This is a genomic window from Bradyrhizobium erythrophlei (assembly GCF_900129505.1).
GTDB lineage: Bacteria > Pseudomonadota > Alphaproteobacteria > Rhizobiales > Xanthobacteraceae > Bradyrhizobium > Bradyrhizobium erythrophlei_D.
On the sequence record NZ_LT670818.1, the window covers coordinates 604,419 to 626,210 of the forward strand.

Genomic DNA, 21,792 nt, shown 5'->3' on the forward strand with positions numbered 1-21,792 from the left:
GCCATGAACGTCTTGTCATCCATCGACGAAACCGAGCTGCCCGTCACCTCGCTCGACAACGACGAGCTCTGGTACAAGGATGCCATCATCTATCAGCTGCACGTCAAAGCCTTTGCCGACAGCAACAATGACGGCATCGGCGACTTCGCCGGGCTGACCGAGAAGCTCGGCTATCTGCAGGAGCTCGGCGTTACCGCGCTGTGGCTGTTGCCGTTCTATCCCTCGCCCGGCCGCGACGACGGCTACGACATCGCCGACTACGGCGCGATCAATCCCGATTTCGGCACCATGAAGGATTTCAAGCGCTTCATCGTCGAGGCCAAGCGGCGCGGCCTGCGGGTCATCACCGAACTCGTCGTCAATCACACCTCCGACCAGCACGACTGGTTCAAGCGCGCCCGCCGCAGCGATTCCAAATCGAGCGCGCGCAACTGGTACGTCTGGAGCGATACCGACCAGAAATATCTGGGCACCCGGATCATCTTCACCGACACCGAGAAGTCGAACTGGACCTGGGATCCGGAAGCCGGCCAGTTCTACTGGCACCGCTTCTTCTCGCACCAGCCGGACCTCAACTTCGACAATCCGCGCGTGGTCGGCGCGATCACGAAAGTCATGAAGCGCTGGCTCGATACCGGTGTCGACGGCTTCCGTCTCGACGCCATCCCCTATCTGTGTGAACGCGACGGCACCAACAACGAGAACCTGCCCGAGACCCATACCATCATCAGGAAGCTGCGCGCCGAGCTCGATGCCTACGCCAAGGGCAAGGTGCTGCTGGCGGAAGCCAATCAATGGCCGGAGGACGTGCAGGAATATTTCGGCAAGGGCGATGAATGCCAGATGGCCTATCATTTCCCGCTGATGCCGCGGATCTACATGGCGATCGCCCAGGAAGACCGCTTCCCGATCACCGATATCCTGCGCCAGACCCCGGATATCCCGGCCAATTGCCAGTGGGCGTTGTTCCTGCGCAACCACGACGAACTGACGCTGGAAATGGTCACCGACGTCGAACGCGATTATCTGTGGTCGACCTACGCCAACGATCCCCGCGCCCGCATCAATGTCGGCATTCGCCGGCGGCTCGCGCCCTTGATGGACAACGACCGGCGCAAGATCGAGCTGATGAATTCGCTGCTGCTGTCGTTTCCGGGCACGCCGATCATCTATTACGGCGACGAAATCGGCATGGGCGACAACATCTATCTCGGCGACCGCAACGGCGTGCGCACTCCGATGCAATGGACGCCGGACCGCAATGGCGGCTTCTCCCGCGCCGACCCGGCGCGGCTGTACGCGCCGACCATCATGGATCCGGTCTACGGCTACGAGGCGGTCAATGTCGAGGCGCAGTCGCGCAGCCTGTCGTCGCTGTTGAGCGCCACCAAGCGGCTGATTGCGGTGCGCAAATCGACCTTGGCGTTCGGCCGCGGCACCATGACGTTCATCCGCCCGGTCAATCGCTCGGTGCTGGCCTATGTCAGGCAATATCAGGACGAAGTGATCCTCTGCGTCGCCAATCTGTCGCGGTCGGCGCAGGCCACTGAACTCGATCTTTCCGCCTGGAAAGACCGGATCCCGCTGGAAATGCTCGGCCGCACGCTTTTCCCGGCGATCGGCGAATTGCCCTACATGATCACACTGGCGCCGTACGGCTTCTACTGGTTCCAGCTCAAGGAGCGCGACAAGTCCGAGCACATCGCTCCCTCGGTGGTTCCGGAATTCGAGACGCTGGTGGTGCCGTTGGGTGCGACCTGGGTATCGCTCGCCCGCACCCGCAGCGTGTTCGAGAGGGACGTGTTGCCCGGATTCCTGGCGCGAACCCGCTGGTATCCGGAGCGTTCGCCGAAGGCGATTCAACCGGTTCTGACCTCAGCCATTCCATTCTGCGATATCGGCGACAACCGGCCCTGGCTTGCCTTCTTCGAGGCGACCCAGCGCGGCGTGACCCAGCGTTACGTCTTGCCGATGCAGATCGAATGGGTGCGCTTCGACCGCGAGCGCTACAACCCGCGCGCCTTTGCCGCCGTGCGCCAGGGCGCGCGGGAAGGCACGCTGCTGGACGTCGCGACCGACCATATCTTCATCGCGCTGCTGCTGCGCAATCTGCGGGAAAACCTCACCGTCGAGGAAAACGACCTGCGCCTCGAATTCCGGCCGACCAGCCGGCTCTCCGACAACCCGATCAAACCGCCCGAACACGTCCGCGCGGTCGAGACCGAGCAGTCCAATTCGACCGCGCTGGTAGACAGCCAGTATGTCGTCAAGGTCTATCGCAAGCTCGAGGCCGGCATCAATCCGGAGATCGAGATGGGCCGCTTCCTGACCGAGGTGGCAGGCTTTGCCAATACGCCGGCGCTGCTCGGCAGCGTCGAGCTGGTCGAGGGCAACCAGAAAAGCGCCATCGCCATCGTTCATGCCTTTGTCGAGAACCAGGGCGACGGCTGGACCGTGGCCTCCGCCTATCTCGATCGTTTCGTCGACGAACAGCGTCTGCTTGCCTCGAGCGAACATGCAGTCGCGAGCGAGGAGCAGACGCCCTACCTGCGCTACATGTCGCAGACCGGAAGGCGCGTCGCGGAGATGCATCTCGCCCTGGCCGGCAGCGATGAATTTGCCGATTTTGCGCCCGAGCCGACGAACGGCGAGGACGTGCAGCGCTGGATCGAAGATGTGATCGTTCGCGCCGAGCGCGTCTTCGAGGCGCTCAAGCAGCGGCGCGACGCCATCAAGGAGGCCGATCGCCCGCTGGTCGATCGGCTGCTGACGCAGCGCGACACCCTGCGCGACCGCCTGAACGCCCTGCTTCCGCCCGGCATCGACGGCCTGAAGATCCGCCACCATGGCGACTTCCATCTCGGACAGTTGCTGATCGTCAAGGACGATATCTTCATCATCGATTTCGAGGGCGAGCCACGCCGGCCGCACGACGAGCGGCGCCGCAAGGCACCCGCGGCGCGCGATGTCGCCGGCCTGATCCGTTCGATCGATTATTCCGCCACGGCCGCACTGGAGCGCGCGCTGAAGGTCGCGCCCGACGAACAGGGCAAGCTTGGCGCGGCGCTCGGCGAATGGCGCGATCGTGCCACGATGGCGTTCCTCGCCGCCTATGGCGACACCATGACCAATGCACGGCTGTGGCCGGCCGATCCGATCGCCGCGGAGAAGCTGCTGAACTTCTTCCTGCTTGAAAAGGCCTTTTACGAGATCGAATACGAGCTGGCCTACCGGCCGGATTGGCTGCGCGTGCCGCTGACCGGCGCGATCCGAATCCTGTCTGCAAATACCAACGAGGCTGCATGACCAAACTGTCCGCCGAAGCCTATGCGATCGTAGAAGGCCGCCACTCCGATCCTTTTCACTATCTCGGCCTTCATACCGAAGGCGACAGGACCGTGGTACGCGCGTTCCTTCCCGAAGCGTCCAGGGTCGAGGCGATCGGCGAGCACGGCGAATCGGCCGAGCTTGCGCGCATTCACGATGCCGGCCTGTTCGCAGGCGCTATGCCGAACGGCTCCAAGCGCTACCAGTTGCGCGCCCGCTTCGGCGACACTGTGGTCGAACTCGACGACCCCTACCGCTTTCCGCCCATCCTGACGGACTTCGATCTCTATCTGCTCGGCGAAGGCACCCACCAGCGGCTCTACGACAGGCTTGGCGCGCACCCGATGACGCTCGAAGGCGTCGATGGCGTCGCCTTCGTGGTGTTCGCGCCGAATGCGCGGCGGGTCAGCGTGGTCGGCGATTTCAACTACTGGAATCCGCGCCGGCACCCGATGCGGGTGCGTGGCGTCGGCTATTGGGAGCTGTTCGTGCCCCATGCCACCGCGGGGGATCACTACAAGTTCGATATCATCGGTCCGCAGGGCCAGCATCTGCCGCTGAAGTCCGATCCGATGGCATTCGCCGCCGAAATGCGCCCGAGCACGGCTTCCATCGTATTCGACGAGACGAAGCTGCCGCATCCGCAGGCGGCGCCCGAGCGCATCAATGCGCTGGGTTCACCGATGTCGATCTACGAGGTGCATCTGGGTTCGTGGCGGCGCAAGGGCAGCAACCAGTGGCTGACCTACCGCGATCTCGCCGAGCAGCTGCCGCGTTACGCCCGGGATCTCGGCTTCACCCACATCGAATTCCTTCCGATCAATGAGCATCCTTTCGACGGCTCATGGGGCTATCAGCCGACCGGCCTGTACGCGCCGACCAGCCGGTTCGGCACGCCTTCGGACTTTTCGGCTCTGGTCGACGCCTGCCACCGCGAGGGCCTCGGCGTACTGCTGGACTGGGTGCCCGGGCATTTCCCCGACGACCCCCACGGCCTCGGTAATTTCGATGGCACCGCGCTGTACGAGCACGCCAACCCGCTGCAGGGTCGCCATCTCGATTGGGGCACGCTGATCTACAATTACGGCCGCACCGAAGTGGTGAATTTCCTGGTGTCGAACGCGCTGTTCTGGCTGGAGCGCTACGCCATCGACGGCCTGCGCGTCGATGCGGTCGCCTCCATGCTCTATCTCGACTACAGCCGCCCCGCCGGTGGCTGGATCCCGAACAAATATGGCGGCCGCGAAAATCTCGAAGCCATCGACTTCCTGCGTCGCTTCAACACCGAAGTATATGCTCGCTTTCCGCAGGCCACCACGGCAGCGGAAGAATCCACCGCCTGGCCGCAAGTGTCGCGCCCGGTCGAATATGGCGGCCTCGGCTTCGGCTACAAGTGGAATATGGGCTGGATGCACGACACGCTGAACTACATCAGCAAGGATCCGATCTACCGCAAATTCCAGCACGGCGACATCCTGTTCGGCCTGCACTACGCGTTCTCGGAGAATTTCATCCTGCCGCTGTCGCACGACGAGGTCGTCCACGGCAAGCGTTCGATCCTGGGACGGATGCCGGGTGACGACTGGCAGCGTTTTGCGAATTTGCGCGCCTATTACAGCTTCATGTTCGGCCATCCCGGCAAGAAGCTGATGTTCATGGGCTGCGAATTCGCGCAAGAGCGCGAATGGAGCCATGATCGCTCGCTGGACTGGCACCTGCTCGACCAGAGCAAGCACGCCGGTGTCCAATCCCTGATCCGCGACCTCAACCGGCTCTATCGCGCGCTGCCGGCGCTGCATGAACTCGATTGCGATCCAGCGGGCTTCGAATGGGTCGTCACCGACGACGCCAATGGCAATGTATTCGCCTGGATCCGCAAGGGAAACGAGGCGCGCGCGCGATGCCTCGTGGTCGTGAATTTTTCGCCAAATGTATATTATAATTATCGCGTCCGCGTGCCATTCGCCGGAAAGTGGCACGAGGTTCTCAATTCGGACTCCTCGCATTACGGCGGCAGCAATGTCGGGAACGTCGGCGAGGTCCATACGCTGGAGGGCCTGGTGCCCGCACTCAATCTCACCATACCGCCGCTGGCCGCGATTTTCCTCGTGCCGGAAAGCTGACGCATGCGACTGTCTGCCGGAACCTTTTCGCGCCTCGGTGCAAGCTGGGACGGGCGGGGGACCAATTTTGCGCTGTTCTCCGCCAACGCCCACAAGGTCGAGCTTTGCCTGTTCGACGGCCAGGGCCGCCGCGAGCTCGAACGCATCGAATTGCCGGAGCGTAACGAGGATATCTGGCACGGCTATCTAAACGACGTTTCGCCGGGCCAGCTCTATGGCTATCGGGTACACGGGCCCTATGAGCCCGAGCACGGCCACCGCTTCAATCCCAACAAGCTGCTGCTCGACCCCTATGCAAGGCGGCTCGCGGGCCGGCTGGTATGGAGCGACGCGCATTTCGCCTATCGCACCGGCAGCGCGCGCGAGGATCTCTCCTTCGACCGGCGCGACAATGCCCGCGGCATGCCGAAAGCCGTGGTGGTCGACGAAACCTTCAACTGGGGCCGCCGCGAAATGCGCCCCAACATTCCCTGGGAAGACACCGTAATCTACGAGGCCCATGTCAAGGGCCTGACGCAGAAACGCGAGGACGTACCGCCGAACCTGCGCGGCACTTTCGGCGGCCTGTCCTCGCCGGCGATGATCGATCATCTGAAGCGGCTCGGCGTCACCACGGTCGAGCTGCTGCCGATTCAGGGATTCGTCGACGACCGGGTGCTGGTCGAAAAGAAGCTGGTGAACTACTGGGGTTACAACACGCTGTCTTTCTTCGCACCGGAGCCGCGCTATGCGCAGGACAACCCGCTCGATGCCTTTCGCACCACGGTGGCGCGGCTGCACGACGCCGGGATCGAGGTGATGCTCGACGTGGTCTATAATCATACCGCCGAGGGCAACCATATGGGCCCGACGCTGTCGTTCCGCGGCATCGACAACGCCTCCTATTATTGGCTGAAGCCGGAAAACCCGCGCTATTACGACGATTTCACCGGCTGCGGCAGCTCCGTCAATCTTACCCATCCGCGGGTGCTGCAGATGGTCATGGATTCGCTGCGCTACTGGGTCGAAGTCTGTCACGTCGACGGCTTCCGTTTCGACCTCGCCACCACGCTGGCGCGCGGGCCGAACGGGTTCGATCGCAATTCCGCCTTTCTCATCGCGATCCGGCAGGACCCGGTGCTGGCCTCCGCCAAGCTGGTCGCCGAGCCCTGGGATCTCGGGCTTGGCGGTTATCAGGTCGGCGCGTTTCCGTCGCAATGGTCGGAGTGGAATGACCGCTATCGCAGCGCGATGCGGCGCTACTGGGGCGGCGAAGGCAGCCTGATTGGCGAAGTCTCCAGCCGCATGACCGGCTCATCGGACGTCTACAATCACAACGGCCGCAAGCCGCGCGCCGGCATCAATCATATCACTGTGCATGACGGCTTCACGTTGCAGGATCTGTTCAGCTACAACGAGAAGCACAACGAGGCCAACGGCGAAGACAATCGCGACGGCTCCAACGACAACCTCAGCAATAATTGCGGCCATGAAGGCCCGACCGACGATCCGGCCGTCACGGCGCTGCGGCGCCAGTTGCGGAAGAATCAGCTCGCCTGTCTGCTGCTGGCGCAGGGCCTGCCGCTGTTACTCGCCGGCGACGAGGTCGCCAACACCCAGAACGGCAACAACAACGCCTATTGCCAGGACAACGAAATCGGCTGGGTCGGGTGGGAAAATCTCGGCCGCAACGGCGACGACCTCACCGATTTCATCGGCCATATGAGCGGGGTGCGCCGGCACTTCCCGCAAATCCGCTCGCACCGCTGGCTCGACGGAAGGCGCGCGGACGGCTCCTATGGAGTGCTGTGGCTGACACCGGCCGCCGAAGAGATGAAGGAAGAAGACTGGAAATTCCCGGAAGGCCGCTTTCTCGCCTATGTGCTTGGCCCGACCGAACGGAGCGCGGGGCCGATCTTCATCGTGCTGAACGCGGCTCCCGAAGAGATCGCGTTCAGTCTGCCGAAAATGCCGGAATACCGGACCTGGCAGCAACTATTGAACACCGCCGACGTTAAGCAGGAGACCAGGGATTTCCCATCGGGAGGCGAGGTAAAGGCGCCTCCGCGTTCGGTCCTGGCGTTTGCGGGTTCGGCATGAATGAGCGGAAATTTGGCACACGACTGACGGCGGACGGCGCGTCATTCCGGCTTTGGGCGCCGGCGGCGAAGCGCGTCGATCTGCTGTTGGAAAAATCCCACGCCATGAGGCGCGCTGAAGACGGCTGGTTTTCGGCTGACGTCCCCGGCGTCAAGGTCGGCGCGCGCTACAAATTCCGGATCGACGACGACATCGACGTCCCCGATCCGGCGTCCGGCTTTCAGCCCGATGACGTGTCCGGCCCAAGCGAGGTGATCGATCACACGAGCTTTCGCTGGCGCGCTTCCGACTGGCGCGGGCGGCCGTGGCCGGAAACCGTGCTGATCGAAACCCATGTCGGCACCTTCACGCCGGAAGGCAGCTACCGCGCCATGATCGGCAAGCTCGACCATCTGGTGGCCAGCGGCATCACCGCGCTGGAATTGATGCCGCTTGCCGATTTTTCGGGTGCGCGGAACTGGGGCTATGACGGTGTCTTGTGGTACGCACCCGACAGCGCCTATGGCCGCCCCGACGATCTCAAGGCGCTGATCGACGAGGCGCATTTGCGCGGCCTCATGGTGTTTCTCGACGTGGTCTATAACCACTTCGGCCCGGAAGGAAACTACCTCGGCCGCTATGCGCCCAGCTTCTTCACGGACGCGCAAACCCCCTGGGGCAGCGCGATTGACTACCGGGTGCCGGAGGTCCGTGCTTTCGCCATTGAGAACGCGCTGTACTGGCTGCGCGACTATCGTTTCGACGGGCTGCGGCTCGATGCCGTCAATACCATCGTCGAACAAGGCGAAATCCCGATCCTGCACGATCTCAGCGGTGCCGTCGGCGAACTCTCCGCGCAGACCGGCCGGTATATCCATCTGGTGCTCGAAAACGGCGACAACCGCGCGAGCCTGCTCGATCCCGCGCAGGAGCCGCCGCGCGGCAAATACCGCGCACAATGGAACGACGACTATCACCACGTCTGGCATGTCATGCTGACCGGCGAGTCCCAGGGCTACTACGGCGACTACCAGCGTTCGCCGCGCACTGGCCTTGCGCGTTCGCTCAGCTCTGGCTTCGTCTATCAGGGCGAAGCCGCAGCCTTCTGGGGCGGCAAGCTGCGCGGCGAACCCAGCGGCAAGCTTGCTCCGACTGCCTTTGTCAATTTCCTGCAGAACCATGATCAGACCGGCAACCGGCCATTCGGCGACCGGCTCGAAAGCCTCGCCGATCCGAAAGCGCTCGAGGCGGCCCTGGCCGTCACTCTGCTGGCGCCGATGACGCCGATGCTGTTCATGGGCGAGGAGTGGGGCACAAAAGTCCCCTTCCCGTTCTTCTGCGATTTTCATGGCGGCCTGGCCGACGCGGTCCGCAAAGGCAGGCGCAGGGAATACGCCTGGGCCTATGCCAAATACGGCGACGAGGTCCCGGACCCGCTCGATCCCTCGACGTTTCGATCCGCGGTGCTGGATTGGGATTCCCGCAACAAGGCGGAAGGCAAGGAGCGGCTGGCACTGGTGCGCAAACTGCTTACGATCCGCCGGCGCGAGATCGTCCCCCGTCTTGCCGGCGCAGCCTTCGGCGAAGCGCAGGCCGGGGACAGCGGCTTACTGACAGCGCACTGGCGCATGGGCGATGGTACAACGCTGCAGCTTACGGCAAACCTGTCGGATGCTGAAATTGCTTCTCCCGTGGATAAGCCGGGCACCCAAATCTGGGGCGGCGGCACCGGCAGAACCATGCCGCCGTGGTCGGTGCGCTGGCATCTTGGAGCGCGCTGATGCTTCCGGCCATTCCGATCGCCACCTATCGCCTGCAACTGACGGCCGACTTCGATTTCGATGCCGCTGCTGAAGTCGCGCCCTATCTGAAGGCGCTCGGCATCAGCCATGTCTATGCATCGCCGTTCATGAAGGCGCGCAAGGGATCGACCCACGGCTATGACATCGTCGACCATACAAAATTCAATCCGGAGCTTGGCGGCGAGGACGGCTTCGAGCGGCTGAGCCAGGCGTTGAAGGCCCACGACCTCGGCCTGATTCTCGATTTCGTACCCAATCACGTCGGCGTGCATTTCGCCGACAACCCGTGGTGGCTCGACGTGCTGGAATGGGGACCCGCCTCGCCGCATGCCGCCTCGTTCGACATCGACTGGGACGTCTTGCCGTACCGCGCGCGGCCCGGCGTGCTGCTGCCGATCATCGGCTCGTCCTATGGCGAGGCGCTGGAAAAGGGCGAGATCGAGCTGCGCTACGATCCAGGCGAAGGCAGTTTTTCGGCCTGGTATTTCGAGCATCGCCTGCCGATCGCGCCGGAACGCTATAACGAAATCCTGCGCAACATCGTCAAGGAGGCTGATGCGGACGACCGTGAAGCGGGGAAACGCATCGTCGACCTCTCGTCGCGCTACAAGGGCCTGCACCATCCCAACCCCAAGGAAGCGCCCGCCTTCAAGACAGCACTGAAGGGCATCGACGGCAGCGCCGGGATCATCGCGCGCGGGCTCGACGCCTATCGAGCGGGGCCTGATCGGCCCTCGCAGACGCTTGCGTTGCATCATTTGCTGGAGCGTCAGCACTACCGGCTCGGACATTGGCGGCTTGCATCCAGCGACATCAACTATCGGCGGTTTTTCGACATCAATACGCTGGCGGGACTGCGCGTCGAGGATGCCGGCACCTTCGAGGCGATCCATCGGCTGGTCAAGAAGCTGATCGCGGAAGGCAAACTGCAGGGCCTGCGGCTCGATCATATCGACGGCCTGCGCGATCCCGCGCAGTATTTCCAGCGCCTCCACCGCCTGGTCCGCGACGCGCGGGGCGCGGACGCCAGCCCGTTCTATACGGTGATCGAGAAAATCCTCGGCGAGCACGAAAAGCTGCACGCGTTCTCCGGCGTCCACGGCACCACCGGCTACGAATGGCTCAATACGATTACGCAGGTTTTGGTCGACGGCAATGGCCTCGCGCCGCTCGGCGAAGTGTGGCGGCAGATCAGCAACCAGTCCCCGCGATTGGCGCCTGTCCTGAAAGAGGCAAAACGCCGGGTGCTCGAAACCTTGCTGACCAGCGAGTTCACCGTGCTGTCGCGCCTGCTCGCGCGCATCGCCGGCGGCCACTACTCCACCCGCGACTTTTCCGCCGACGGTTTGCGCCAGGCGCTCGAACTCTACATCCTGCATTTTCCGGTGTATCGCACCTATCTCGCGCCGGGAGGTCCGACCGAACACGACCGCGCGCTGATCTCGGATACGATCGAGAAAGCTCGCGCCGACTGGTTCGCCGCGGACGAGGGCATCTTCGACTTCCTGCGCGATGCGCTGACCATGGACCTGATCAAGCCGGACGGGCCCGCGCACAGCGCGCCCCGCGTGCGTCGCTTTGCCCTGAAGGTGCAGCAGTTCACCGGTCCCGTCATGGCGAAGTCGCTGGAGGACACGGCGTTCTATCGGTACCATCGCCTGCTCGCCCTCAACGAGGTCGGCGGCGATCCCGCGGCAACGGCGCTACCGGTCGCTGCTTTCCACGACGCCATGAAGCTGCGCGCCAAGGAATGGCCGCACGGCATGACCGCGACGTCGACGCATGACGCCAAACGCGGCGAGGATGCGCGGGCCCGATTGATCGCGCTCACCGAGATTCCCGGCGAATGGACCAGCGCCGTGGCGCGTTGGAAGGTGCTGAATGCGCCGCACCTCGTCATTGCCGGCGACATGCGCGCCCCGTCCGCGACATCGGAATACATGCTGTATCAGGCGCTGATCGGCGCATGGCCTTCGGACGGGCACAACGCGTCGTTTGCGGAGCGGATGCAGACCTATGCATTAAAGGCGGCGCGGGAGGGCAAGCAGGAAACCAGCTGGCTCAATCCCAACGCAGCCTATGAAGCAGGCTTGCGGAAATTCATCGAACGGATTCTGGATCGGGCGGTCTCGGCCGAGTTCCTCGCTTCGCTGGAGACGCTGGCGCAGCGCCTCGCGCTGCTGGGTGCGCTCAACTCGCTCAGTCAGATCACGTTGAAGGCGACAATGCCGGGCGTGCCCGATTTCTATCAGGGAACGGAATTCTGGGATCTGTCGCTGGTCGATCCCGACAACCGGCGGCCGGTGGATTTTACAGAACGCGCGCGCATGCTGGCATCGATGGCAACGCCCGATTGGGACCGTCTCGCGGAGAGCTGGCCAAATGGCCATGTGAAGCTGGGGTGGACAAAGCATCTGCTGACGTTGCGTACCGAACTTGCGGATGTATTTGCCAACGGCGACTACGAACCGCTGCAGGTGAGCGGATCGCACTGCGACCGTGTCATCGCGTTTGCCCGGCGGCGGGGCCGCGACGCCGTCATCGTGGCGGTGGCAAAATCGTTCGCCGCGTTCTCACAAGGCGGCCGGGCCTGGCCTCGCGCGGAGAGTTATGACGCCGCCGTCCATGTCGGCGGCTATGCCGTGGAAGGTTTTGCGGATGCGGACGCGAGCGAGCTGCGGCTCTCCGATATCTTCCACCATCTGCCGGCGGCGGTGCTGAAGGCAAGGGCCGTAAGCGCCTCGAAGCCGGCGCGAAAGCGCACACACGCCGCGAGCGCCTAGAGCCTTTTCCGTTTCGATTGAATCGAAACGGGGCTCTAGATTCTTGAGTTGACGCGTTTTCTTAGCGCGAACCGGTATCCACTTCGCTTGAAAACGCTCTGACGCGCGAAAGCCGCCCGGGATCGACGGCCGGACGGCTTGGCGGATGTCGTGCCGACTCACGAAGTTCGGTTCCCGTCCCCGCGCAAGTCTCGATCATCGGGAAAACTCGTTACCGGCAAGTTACCCCGACGAGTGTTCGATATCTTTTACAACTTTTGCTGCTGCGCAACAAAAGCGCTGCTGCGCAATCAGCTGCGCTTGGTCAGCAAGAGATTGCCGCGATGCCGGATCGCGGCCTGCGCCACTTCCGCAAAGCGCTGCAACAACCACGGCAGCGTGACTTCGAGGCGAACATGATCGTCGGCGACGTCGATATGACCCGACGCCGCCTGCCCCATCGCGCGGACGCGGAAGATCATGCGATTATCCTCCCATCTCTCCTCGTCCACTTTGAGCACGGGAATACTGGACGCGGCCCGCGTCAGTCCCACTTTAAGGCGGCGCATCGCCTCTTCGCGGCCGAGCTGATGCGGAATCGAAACGACGAGCGGTGCGGACATGGTCGGATCCTGTTCCAGCCTGATGGCATGTAGTTCCGCATCTGCGGAAAAAAAGAGCGCGGCGTCACATTCCGATACGCGGGAACTTTCGAAGTTCCGATCAGTTTTTCCGGCTGAAAGGCAGAGCAACAGGTGCCGACTGCCGGGCTGGAGGAGATATTAAATGTCTATCGGAACGATTATCCTGATCATACTCGTGATCGCCCTGCTTGGCGGCTTCAGCGGCATCGGAGGCGGACCGTTCTATGGCACCGGATATTACGGCGGCGGCGGCCTCGGCCTTGTCGTCGTCATTCTATTGATCCTGCTGTTGCTGGGAAGGCTCTAGGAGCATGATGAGTTTTGGTTGGATCAATTTATTCGCGCGCTCTGCCCACCTCTCCCATCGGGAGAGGTCGGCGCGTAGCGCCGGGTGAGGGGTTACGGTCCCTCGTTAGAGCTGTGCCCCCTCACCCGATTTGCACCGGACGACGCTACGCGCCGCCGAGGCAAATCGACCTCTCCCCGATGGGGAGAGGTGAGCGGAACGCGGACGGATCGATTCGTTCAAAATTCATCCCGCGCTAGAAGAGAGGGGTGGAAAATCGCGGGGCTCGGAAGGCCGAGCCTCGCGCGTGCCGCAAAATGTTCTAAGGCCGTCACACCGCGCCCCCTGTCAGGCTCCAGGTGTGCCGGGCAATCATCAGGTCTTCGTCGGTCGGGATCACCCAGGCGGATGTGCTGCTGTCGGCCGTCGTGATCCGCGGACCGCCGGCGGCGTTTCTTGCTTCGTCGAGTTGCAGTCCGAGCCAGGACGCATCCTTGCATACCCTGCGACGGATTTCGCCGGCGTGCTCGCCGATCCCGGCGGTGAACACGAGCGCATCGAAACCGCCGAGGGCGGCGACCAGCGAGCCGAGCTCCCGGCCGATGCGATAGACGAACAGGCTTACGGCCTCGGCGGCATTGGGGTCATCGCTTGCGAGCAGCGCCTTCATGTCGTCGCTGACGCCGGACACGCCGAGCAGACCGGACGATTGATAGAGCAGCCGGTTGATCGCGTCCGCGCTCATGCCTTTCTGCTGCATCAAATAGAGCACCACCCCAGGATCGAGATCGCCACAGCGTCGGCTCATCGGTAACCCGTCGAGCGTGGTAAATCCCATCGTGGTTGCGACGCTTCTGCCCTCCTTGATCGCGCACATGCTGGCGCCGTTGCCGAGATGGGCCACTACCACGCGTCCACGGGCATCCGCCTCGCCCAGCATTTCGGGCAAAACGCCGGTGATATATTCATAGGAAAGGCCGTGGAAACCGTAGCGCCTGATCCCCTCGTCGGTCAGCTCCCGCGGCAGCGCATATCGGGTGGCGAGCTCCGGCTGCGAGCGGTGGAAGGACGTATCGAAACAGGCGACCTGCGGCAGCGCGGGGTGAAGTTTCGCCAGCGCCGCGATGGCGTTGAGAGGATGCGGCTGATGCAGCGGCGCCAGCGGAACGAGGCGGGTCAATTCCGCGATGACATCCGCATCGATGCGCACGGGACCGGCGTAGCGCGTTCCGCCATGCACGACGCGGTGCCCGGCCGCAGCCAGCTCGCGGTCGGGAAAGCGCGCTTCGAGCCAGCCCAAGAGCGCCGCGACGACGTCCTCATGCGTCGTGGTTTCCGGCAATTGCTCGTCGATCAGCCGGTTAGCGGCGCCGTCCTTCGCGGTGAAATGGACCTGGTGGCCCAATCCTTCATAAGCGCCTTCGCAAACCAGGTCGTGCCTTGCCGGCTGCCGGTCCGCGGGAAACAGCGCGAACTTGATGCTGGAGGAGCCCGCGTTCAGGACCAGGACCGTATCGCTCAAGGCAGTATTTCCTTGGTGTAGCGCGCCATCGGCAGCGCGATCGCGCAGGAACTGAGCCTTGCTATCGTCACTTTCGATCGCCGAGTTTCTTGATCGCCGCCTTGATCGGCGACGCCGCATCGTCATAGCCGTCCCACGCCTTGGTCCTGGCGAGCAGCTCCGGCACGGTGCGAACCGTATAGGGCTTGGGATCGAGATCGCCGCGCACCTGCGCCCAGGTCAGCGGCATCGAGACGGTCGCGCCTTCGCGCGCCCGCGGCGACAGCACCGCGACCGCAGTCGCCATGCGGTCGTTGCGGAGATAATCGAGGAAGATCTTTCCCTTGCGCAGCTTTTTGGACATGTTGAGCAGATAACGCTCGGGATCCTCATCGGCCATCCACTGGCACACACCCTGCGCGAAGGCTTTTGCCTCTTTCCATGTGACCTTGTCTTTTGCGCCGTGCAGCAGCGGAACGACCACATGCAGCCCCTTGCCGCCGGTGGTCTTGCAGAAACTCTCCATGCCGATTTCGGCGAGATGCTGCCGCATATCCTTGGCGGCCTCGACGACATCGGCGAATTCGACCTCCGGCGCGGGATCGAGATCGAACACCAGCCGGCCGGGAATGTCGGGCGCGTCGGGCGCGCAATTCCAGGGATGCAGTTCGAGCCCGCCGATCTGGGCGACGGCCGCGAGCCCCTCGACGCGATCGATCTGCAGATAAGGCTTGCGGTCGCCGGACACTCTTACCAGTTCCAGCAGGTTCGAGGTGCCGGGCATCGCATGGCGCTGAAAGAATTTTTCGCCGCCGATGCCGTCGGGCGCGCGCACCACCGAACACGGGCGTCCCTTGATGTGTCCGATCATCCAATCGCCGACCGCCTCGAAATAGCGGGCGAGATCGAGCTTGGTCACGCCCTCGCCGTCGCCGGCATCGGGCCACAGCTCCTTGTCTGGCTTCGAGATGACGACGCCCATCACCTCGGCGGATCGGTTCGGCGCGGCCTTCGCGGCCACCCGACCCGATTTGGCGGTGGCCGTCTTTGGAGCGGCCTTTTTGGCAGCGGGTTTGGCGATCGTGGTCATGGACGGCTCCTCCGCAACGGTCTCATCGGCCGGCTTGTCCTGGCGCAGCCCCTTGAACGCAGCCTGCCTGATATTGCCGCCATCGGTGAAGCCCGCGAATTCGATTTCGGCAACTAGTTCAGGCCGCAGCCAGTGCACGTCGCGGGTCTTGCGCGGCGCGTCCTTGCCGCCGAACGGACTTTGGTCGGAGCTTGCGGCCTTCAGCGCCGGCATGATCCGTTTCACCGTGTCCTGGCCGAAGCCGGTGCCGACCATGCCGACAAAGGCCAGATGATCGCCGCGATAGACGCCGGCCATCAGCGAGCGGAATTTGCCGCCCGTGGTCTTCCAGCCGCCGAGCACCACCTCCTGCCCGGCGCGGCATTTGGCCTTGGTCCAGCTCTCCGAGCGGCCGGAACGATAGGGCGCGCCAAGTTTCTTGGAGACAATGCCCTCCAGCGACAGCTTGCACGCCGAGTCCAGGATGGCATCGCCGCCGCTTTCGAAATGCTCGACATAGCGAATCGATTTTGCCTTTGACTTGGGGCGCGCCTCCAGCAGTTTTTTCAGGCGCACCTTTCGCTCGCCAAGCGGCAGGCGGCGTAAATCTTCGTTATCGGCGAACAACAGATCGAACGCGTAGAAAATCAGCTCGTCGGTCTTGCCGTCGGAAATCGCGGCCTGCAGCGTCGAGAAATCCGGCGCGCCATCGTGATCGAGCGCGACGATCTCACCGTCGATCAGCACATCCGGAAGCGCGCTCCCCTCTTTCGCAATCGCACGAAACTTCTCCGTCCAGTCCAGTCCTTTGCGCGTCTTGAGCGTGGCCTCGCCATCCTCGACGCGCAGCTGCACGCGATAGCCGTCGAATTTGATCTCGTGGCACCAGCCTTCCCCGCTCGGCGGCCGTTCAACCGATGTGCAGAGTTCGGGTGCGACGAAATCAGGGATCGCGTCGACGGCTTTTCCCTTCAACTCCTTTGCCGGCGGAACATAGGAGATGACGTCGTCGCCGCGGTTCGAATGCCAGACCGCGTCGGCGCGCGCGCGCGTGGTCTTGGCCGTCATGAACGGCTTTGGCGCCTTGCCCTTGCCGCTTGCGATCTGATCCATGCTGCGTCCCGAGGCGACGGATTGGTCCTCCTCCAGGATCTTGTTGGCCTTGCCTTCCCTGGCGTATTCGTCGCGGTGCTTGATCAAGAGCCAGTTGGTGCGCTTGCCTCCTGTGCGGTCGTGGCGCATCCGCACCAGGACCCAGCTGCCATGCAGCTTGTCGCCGTGCAGGGTGAATTTCAGGTCGCCCTTCTTGAAACCTTTCTCGGGATCGTCGGATTCCCAATAGCCGCGGTCCCAGAGCAAAACAGTGCCGCCGCCATATTCGCGCTCGGGAATGGTGCCTTCGAAATCGCCGTAATCCAGCGGGTGATCCTCGACCTCGACCGCCAGGCGCTTGTCGTGCGGATCGAGCGAGGGCCCTTTTGTAACGGCCCAGGACTTGAAGACGCCGTTGAACTCCAGCCTCAAATCGTAGTGCAGCCGGGTCGCGTCGTGCTTCTGGATCACGAACCGGCGCCGCTTCGAGGGCTTGACCGGAATGTCGCCGCTGGGCTCGGCGGTCTTCTCGAAATCCCTTTTTTTCCGGTAGGTCGAGAGTTTTTTCAAGGCCACGATCAAACCCGTACAGATGAGTATCGGCACCTCGCACGGCGAGAGGCGCCCGGAACCGAAACCTGTAACAGCCGTTGAAGTTCCGGAATTCCCTGCCGCAAAGCCAATTTTGGAGATTGTAATGGCCGCCCGCCCCTATTGGAAAGGGTCCTTGAAGCTTTCCCTCGTGTCCTGCCCCGTCCTGCTCTATCCAGCTTCGACCAATGTTGAAAAAACCCGCTTCCACATGATCAACAAGGAAGCCGATGGATTGCTTCGCGGAGCCTGTCATCGGGCGGCGCTTTGCGCCGACCCGTTGGCTCGCAATGACGATTTTAAATAACGCCTGCCCGCTACCTTTTGGCTTTACGCTTCTTCGACGTCTTCTTAGGTACCTTCGCTCCCATGGCCCTCGCCTCGGACAGGCCGATAGCGATGGCCTGCTTGCGGCTCTTGACCTTGCGGCCGGAGCGGCCGCTCTTCAGCGTGCCGGCCTTGCGCTTCTTCATCGCGCGGCCGACCTTGGCGGCGGCCTTCTTGGAATCCTTTCGTGCCATGACATTTCTCCCGATTGCGGGAAAATAATCTTCGCCGACGTTGATGGTTCCCCGTCGGATTCCGCTCGCCTGTCAGGCGATTGCCGAATAGAGCTCCGACATGGTCTTCGCGCCCCGCAACCGGGCGAGCGTCTCCGGCGCTCTCAATGCGCGGGCGACCAAAGCAAGCGCGGCGAGCGCTTCATGCTCCACCGCCGCGGGCAACAGCAGAACAAAGACGATGTCGACCGCCTGTCCGTCGATGGCGTCGAATTCGATCGGCGATTTGAGCCTCGCGAGCAACCCGTGGGGCCGCTGCAATTCCGGCAGCCGGGCATGCGGAATGGCGACGCCCTTGCCGATCCCGGTCGATCCCAATTCTTCCCGCTTGAGCAGATAGGAGGCGACCTGATCGGCAGGCAGGCCGAGACCGGCCGCCGCCTTGGCCGCGAATTCCTGCAGCAGCAGCGGCTTTCCGGAAGTCCGCACGTCGATCATGACGTCGGCCGGCGACAGCAGATCGGATATTTTCATGGTCGCTCCACGAGCACGCATCGCCATAAGCATCGATCGGACCTGGGATGGCAAGATGGATTTGACGAACTAGTCCGGCGCACGCAGCCGATAACCGATGCCGGTCTCCGTCAGCACGAATTGCGGACGCTCCGGGTCGGTTTCGATCTTCTGCCGGAGTTGCCGCACATAGACCCTCAGATACTGCGCATCCGTCAGTTCGTCCCACAATTCCTTCAACAGGAAGCGGTGGGTCAGCACCTTGCCGGCGTGCTGCACCAGCACGCGCAGCAATTCGTATTCCTTGGGCGACAGCTTGACCTCCTTGTCGCCGACCTTGACGATGCGCCGCACCAGGTCGACGGTGAGATCGCCGGTCCGGAACACCGGACGCTCGCCATGGACCTGCAATTGATGCCGCAGCGCCGCGCGCATGCGGGCGAGCAACTCGTCCATTCCGAACGGCTTGGTCAGATAGTCGTCGGCGCCGAGATCGAGCGCCTGGACCTTGCCGGCCTCGTCGCCGCGGCTCGACAGCACCACGATCGGCACGCTGTCGTTGCGGCCGCGGATCATGCGCAGCAATTCGTGGCCCTGGATATCTGGCAGGCCGAGATCGAGAATGATCATCGCGGGGTTCTGCGCCAGCAGTTCCAGCGCCAGCTTGCCGTTGGAGGCTTCGAGGATCTCGTAGCCCTGCGTACTCAAGCCCATCCGCAGCAATTTACGGATCGGCGGCTCGTCGTCGATGACAAGGACTTTTATCGGTGTGGCGGTCATGCGGCGGTATCCAGCGCGTTCGAGGCCGCCGGGATTGGGAGGCGGATGGTCAGCACCGCGCCGCTGCGATCGCCGCGGTTGGCGGCCAAGATCGTGCCACGCATCGCCTCGACGAAGCCGCGGGAAATCGCCAGCCCGAGGCCGGTGCCGGGGCGGACATGGTCGCCCTTTTGGGCGCGATAGAACTTGTCGAAGATACTGTCCAGCTCCCCCGGCGGGATGCCCTCGCCCTCGTCGATGACCTGGAGAACCACCTTGTCCCGCTCGCGCTGGGTTCGGATCGATATCGTAGTGTCGGCGGGGGCGTATTTCGCCGCGTTGTCGAGCAGATTGAAAAGCACTTGCTCGAACAGCACCGCATCAAGCTCCAGCATCGGCAGATCGGCGGCGAGCTCAAGCGAGACGGTGTGTTGTACCAGGATCTTGCTGGCACGCCGCAGCGCGCTGCCGATAATCTCGCCGATATCGTGGGGCGCAGTGTTCGGCACGATGGCGCCGGATTCAAGCTTGGTCATGTCCAGCAGATTGGCGATGAAGCGATTGAGCCGTTCGGATTCGTCGATCACGGTAGCCAGGAGATCGCGCTTCTGGGTGTCGCTGAGGCCGCTTTCGAGATCCCGCATCGTCGAGGCAGCACCGAGCACCGACGCCAGCGGCGTCTTGAGATCGTGCGAGATCGAGGTCAACAGGGCCGAGCGCAGGCGCTCAGATTCCACGGTGCGCTTGACGCGGTCCATGTCCTCGACCAGCAGCACGCGCTCGATCGCGAGCGCGCCCTGGTCGACCAGCGCGTCGAGCAGCCGGCGCTGGTCCGGGGTCAGCAGCGGACCGGTCCTGTCGTCGTCGATGCCGATGACGCCGATCGGCCCGCGCCCGGTGCGCATCGGCAGGAACAGCCGCTTGGCCCCGGGCAGCGTATCCGAGCCGCGCCCGGCCGGCCGGTCGTTGCTCCATGCCCAGTTGGCGGCCGCCAGATCGGCCTTGTCGATTTCATCCTCGGGCGGGTAGCCGGCCTTGACGGTGAGCACGCCTTGCTCGGGCAACAACAGCACCACCCGCACTTTCAGCATCAGCGCGGTCTGGTAAGCGGTCGCCCACAATACATCGTCGAGCGTCGCGGTGCCCGCGAGCTTGCGGCTGAAGGCGTAAAGCGATTCGGTGGTGCGCACCCTGCCGATCGCGGTAACAGCCTGGGTTCGCACGCGCGCCGCGACATTGGAAACCAGGATGGCGATCAGCATGAAGAAGAAGAACGCCGCGATGTTGGTCGGATCGGTGATGGTGAAGGTATAGACCGGCGGCAGGAAGAAGAAATTGTAGCACAACGAAGCCGCGACGCTGGCCAGCACCGACGGCCACAGCCCGTAGCGGACCGCCACGCTCACCACCGCCGTGATGAACACCAGATCGACGTTTTCGACACCGAAATACGGCTTGATCAGTTCGGCGGCACCAAGGCCAACGGCCACGATCAAGAGCGCAAACAGATACGGCTTGGAGTCGAACGGTTCGGGGCGCGCCGCCGTCTGCACCGCGGTCTTGGCGGTGGGCCCGGCAGGCAGTTCGTCGCCGGGAATCACATGCACGCTGATGTTGCCGGCGCGCCGCACCAGGTCATGCACCACCGAGCCACGCATCAGTTCGAACCACCAAGAACGTGTCGACTTGCCGATGACGATCTGGGTGTCGTTATTGGCCTGGGCGAAATTGATGACGTCATCGGCAATGCGCCGTCCGACTCCGGGAATGGTGAGCGCCTCGCCTCCCAGCGCCTCCGCGAGCCGCAGCGTATCGGCCAGCCGGTCACGCTGCTCGTCGGTCAATTGCAGGCTGCGCCGCGTCTCGATGCTGATCGCCGTCCAGGGCGCATGCAGCCGGTCCGCAAGCCGCTTGGTGTAGCGCACGAGCCCCGCCGACCGGGGATCTTCGCTGACGCAGACCAGCACGCGCTCGCCCGCCGCCCAGGGCCCGGCGATGGCGTTGGCCTGCATGTGGGTCAGCAGCTGTTCGTCGACCCGGTCGGCAGTGCGGCGCAACGCCAGCTCGCGCAATGCGGTCAGATTGCCCGGCGAGAAATAATGCTCCAGCGCCCGCTCGGCCTGCTTGGGGACGTAGACCTTGCCTTCCTTGAGCCGCTGGATCAGGTCGTCGGGCGTCAGGTCGATCAGTTCGATGGCGTCCGCGCGGTCGAACACCGAATCCGGCACGGTCTCGCGCACCCGGACATGCGTGATCTGCGCGACCACATCGTTGAGACTCTCGATATGCTGGATGTTGACCGCGGTGTAGACGTCGATGCCGCGCGAAAGCAGCTCCTCGACATCGAGATAGCGCTTGGGATGGCGGCTGCCTGGAGCGTTGGTGTGGGCGAGCTCATCGACCAGTGCGATCTGCGGATGGCGCGCGATCAGCCCGTCGAGGTCCATCTCCTCGAGAATCTGGTCCTTGTATTCCAGCCGCTTGCGCGGCACGACTTCAAGCCCGTGCAGCAGCACCTCGGTTTCCGCCCGGCCGTGGGTTTCGACCACGCCGACCACGACATCGGCGCCGGCCTTCAGTTTGGCGTGCGCGCTTTGCAGCATCTCATAGGTCTTGCCGACGCCGGGGGCGGCACCGACGAAGATCTTGAGCCGGCCCAGGCGGCTGTCCTCGCGCCGGGCTGCTTCCAGCAGAGCTTCCGGCGAGGGTCGTTGTTCGGGATCGCGGCGCTGCTGGACCATATGGCGAATATAGTCCTCAGGGCC

The 21,792-nt window shown here is 63.4% G+C and carries 12 protein-coding genes and 2 pseudogenes; 7 read left to right on the forward strand and 7 right to left on the reverse strand.

The annotated features are described in order from the left end of the window. Nucleotides 1-3 precede the first annotated feature (3 nt). From treS to treY, 5 genes are read left to right on the forward strand one after another with little or no spacing between them, the layout of a single operon-like run. Nucleotides 4-3,306 carry a maltose alpha-D-glucosyltransferase gene (gene treS / locus B5525_RS02845; protein WP_079564559.1) on the forward strand — a complete coding sequence of 1,101 codons (3,303 nt, stop codon included), beginning with the start codon at nucleotides 4-6 and terminating at the stop codon, nucleotides 3,304-3,306. Next, nucleotides 3,303-5,450 carry a 1,4-alpha-glucan branching protein GlgB gene (glgB, locus tag B5525_RS02850; protein WP_079564560.1) on the forward strand — a complete coding sequence of 716 codons (2,148 nt, stop codon included), beginning with the start codon at nucleotides 3,303-3,305 and terminating at the stop codon, nucleotides 5,448-5,450. The genes treS and glgB overlap by 4 nt, the downstream gene beginning before the upstream one ends. A 3-nt stretch (nucleotides 5,451-5,453) precedes the next feature. Then, nucleotides 5,454-7,529 carry a glycogen debranching protein GlgX gene (glgX, locus tag B5525_RS02855; protein ID WP_079564561.1) on the forward strand — a complete coding sequence of 692 codons (2,076 nt, stop codon included), beginning with the start codon at nucleotides 5,454-5,456 and terminating at the stop codon, nucleotides 7,527-7,529. Further along, nucleotides 7,526-9,289, forward strand: coding sequence for a malto-oligosyltrehalose trehalohydrolase (gene treZ / locus B5525_RS02860; protein ID WP_079564562.1), 1,764 nt, complete (start codon nucleotides 7,526-7,528; stop codon nucleotides 9,287-9,289). The genes glgX and treZ overlap by 4 nt, the downstream gene beginning before the upstream one ends. Continuing rightward, nucleotides 9,289-12,093: a malto-oligosyltrehalose synthase gene (gene treY, locus B5525_RS02865; RefSeq protein ID WP_079572859.1), complete on the forward strand. Its 2,805-nt coding sequence runs from the start codon at nucleotides 9,289-9,291 to the stop codon at nucleotides 12,091-12,093. Before treZ ends, treY begins: the two co-directional genes overlap by 1 nt. Before the next feature lie 290 nt (nucleotides 12,094-12,383). On the opposite strand, the gene B5525_RS02870 is transcribed toward treY, so the two are convergent. Further along, nucleotides 12,384-12,695, reverse strand: coding sequence for a polyhydroxyalkanoic acid system family protein (locus B5525_RS02870; protein ID WP_079572861.1), 312 nt, complete (start codon nucleotides 12,693-12,695; stop codon nucleotides 12,384-12,386). Nucleotides 12,696-12,858: 163 nt separating this feature from the next. On the opposite strand from B5525_RS02870, the gene B5525_RS02875 reads away from it, so the two are divergent. Continuing rightward, nucleotides 12,859-13,023, forward strand: a complete 165-nt coding sequence (locus B5525_RS02875) for a DUF3309 family protein (RefSeq protein WP_079564563.1) — start codon at nucleotides 12,859-12,861, stop codon at nucleotides 13,021-13,023. A 310-nt stretch (nucleotides 13,024-13,333) separates the two neighbouring features. Here B5525_RS02875 and B5525_RS02880 read toward each other — a convergent pair whose 3' ends face one another. Both B5525_RS02880 and ligD read right to left on the reverse strand, forming a co-directional pair. Next, nucleotides 13,334-14,524: an acetate/propionate family kinase gene (locus B5525_RS02880; RefSeq protein WP_079564564.1), complete on the reverse strand. Its 1,191-nt coding sequence runs from the start codon at nucleotides 14,522-14,524 to the stop codon at nucleotides 13,334-13,336. A gap of 67 nt (nucleotides 14,525-14,591) precedes the next feature. Then, entirely contained in the window at nucleotides 14,592-17,240 is a 2,649-nt protein-coding gene (ligD, locus tag B5525_RS02885; RefSeq protein ID WP_079564565.1) for a DNA ligase D, read from the reverse strand. 121 nt (nucleotides 17,241-17,361) lie between these two features. Between ligD and B5525_RS43525 the strand changes: the two are divergent. Continuing rightward, nucleotides 17,362-17,499 (forward strand): annotated as a pseudogene (locus tag B5525_RS43525) (Ku protein); the annotation flags it as partial. A 76-nt stretch (nucleotides 17,500-17,575) separates the two neighbouring features. Here B5525_RS43525 and B5525_RS02895 read toward each other — a convergent pair. From B5525_RS02895 to B5525_RS02910, 4 genes and pseudogenes are all read right to left on the reverse strand, one after another. After that, nucleotides 17,576-17,776, reverse strand: a pseudogene (locus B5525_RS02895) (DUF6496 domain-containing protein); the annotation flags it as partial. A gap of 72 nt (nucleotides 17,777-17,848) precedes the next feature. Beyond that, a complete protein-coding gene (locus B5525_RS02900) occupies nucleotides 17,849-18,289 on the reverse strand; it encodes a PTS sugar transporter subunit IIA (RefSeq protein WP_079564568.1) in 441 nt (146 codons plus the stop codon). 69 nt (nucleotides 18,290-18,358) lie between these two features. Then, nucleotides 18,359-19,048 carry a response regulator gene (locus B5525_RS02905; RefSeq protein ID WP_079564569.1) on the reverse strand — a complete coding sequence of 230 codons (690 nt, stop codon included), beginning with the start codon at nucleotides 19,046-19,048 and terminating at the stop codon, nucleotides 18,359-18,361. Beyond that, nucleotides 19,045-21,768 (reverse strand): sensor histidine kinase, encoded by a 2,724-nt coding sequence (locus tag B5525_RS02910; protein ID WP_079564570.1) that lies wholly within the window; start codon nucleotides 21,766-21,768, stop codon nucleotides 19,045-19,047. The genes B5525_RS02905 and B5525_RS02910 overlap by 4 nt, the downstream gene beginning before the upstream one ends. Between the last annotated feature and the right edge of the window lie 24 nt (nucleotides 21,769-21,792).

Bases quoted from the DNA above. Each gene is read 5' to 3' on its own strand.
- treZ (WP_079564562.1), top strand. From the start codon at position 7,526: ATGAATGAGCGGAAATTTGGCACACGACTGACGGCGGACGGCGCGTCA.
- glgX (WP_079564561.1), top strand. From the start codon at position 5,454: ATGCGACTGTCTGCCGGAACCTTTTCGCGCCTCGGTGCAAGCTGGGAC.
- treY (WP_079572859.1), top strand. From the start codon at position 9,289: ATGCTTCCGGCCATTCCGATCGCCACCTATCGCCTGCAACTGACGGCC.
- B5525_RS02870 (WP_079572861.1), bottom strand. From the start codon at position 12,695: ATGTCCGCACCGCTCGTCGTTTCGATTCCGCATCAGCTCGGCCGCGAA.
- glgB (WP_079564560.1), top strand. From the start codon at position 3,303: ATGACCAAACTGTCCGCCGAAGCCTATGCGATCGTAGAAGGCCGCCAC.
- treS (WP_079564559.1), top strand. From the start codon at position 4: ATGAACGTCTTGTCATCCATCGACGAAACCGAGCTGCCCGTCACCTCG.
- B5525_RS02900 (WP_079564568.1), bottom strand. From the start codon at position 18,289: ATGAAAATATCCGATCTGCTGTCGCCGGCCGACGTCATGATCGACGTG.
- B5525_RS02875 (WP_079564563.1), top strand. From the start codon at position 12,859: ATGTCTATCGGAACGATTATCCTGATCATACTCGTGATCGCCCTGCTT.
- B5525_RS02905 (WP_079564569.1), bottom strand. From the start codon at position 19,048: ATGACCGCCACACCGATAAAAGTCCTTGTCATCGACGACGAGCCGCCG.
- B5525_RS02910 (WP_079564570.1), bottom strand. From the start codon at position 21,768: ATGGTCCAGCAGCGCCGCGATCCCGAACAACGACCCTCGCCGGAAGCT.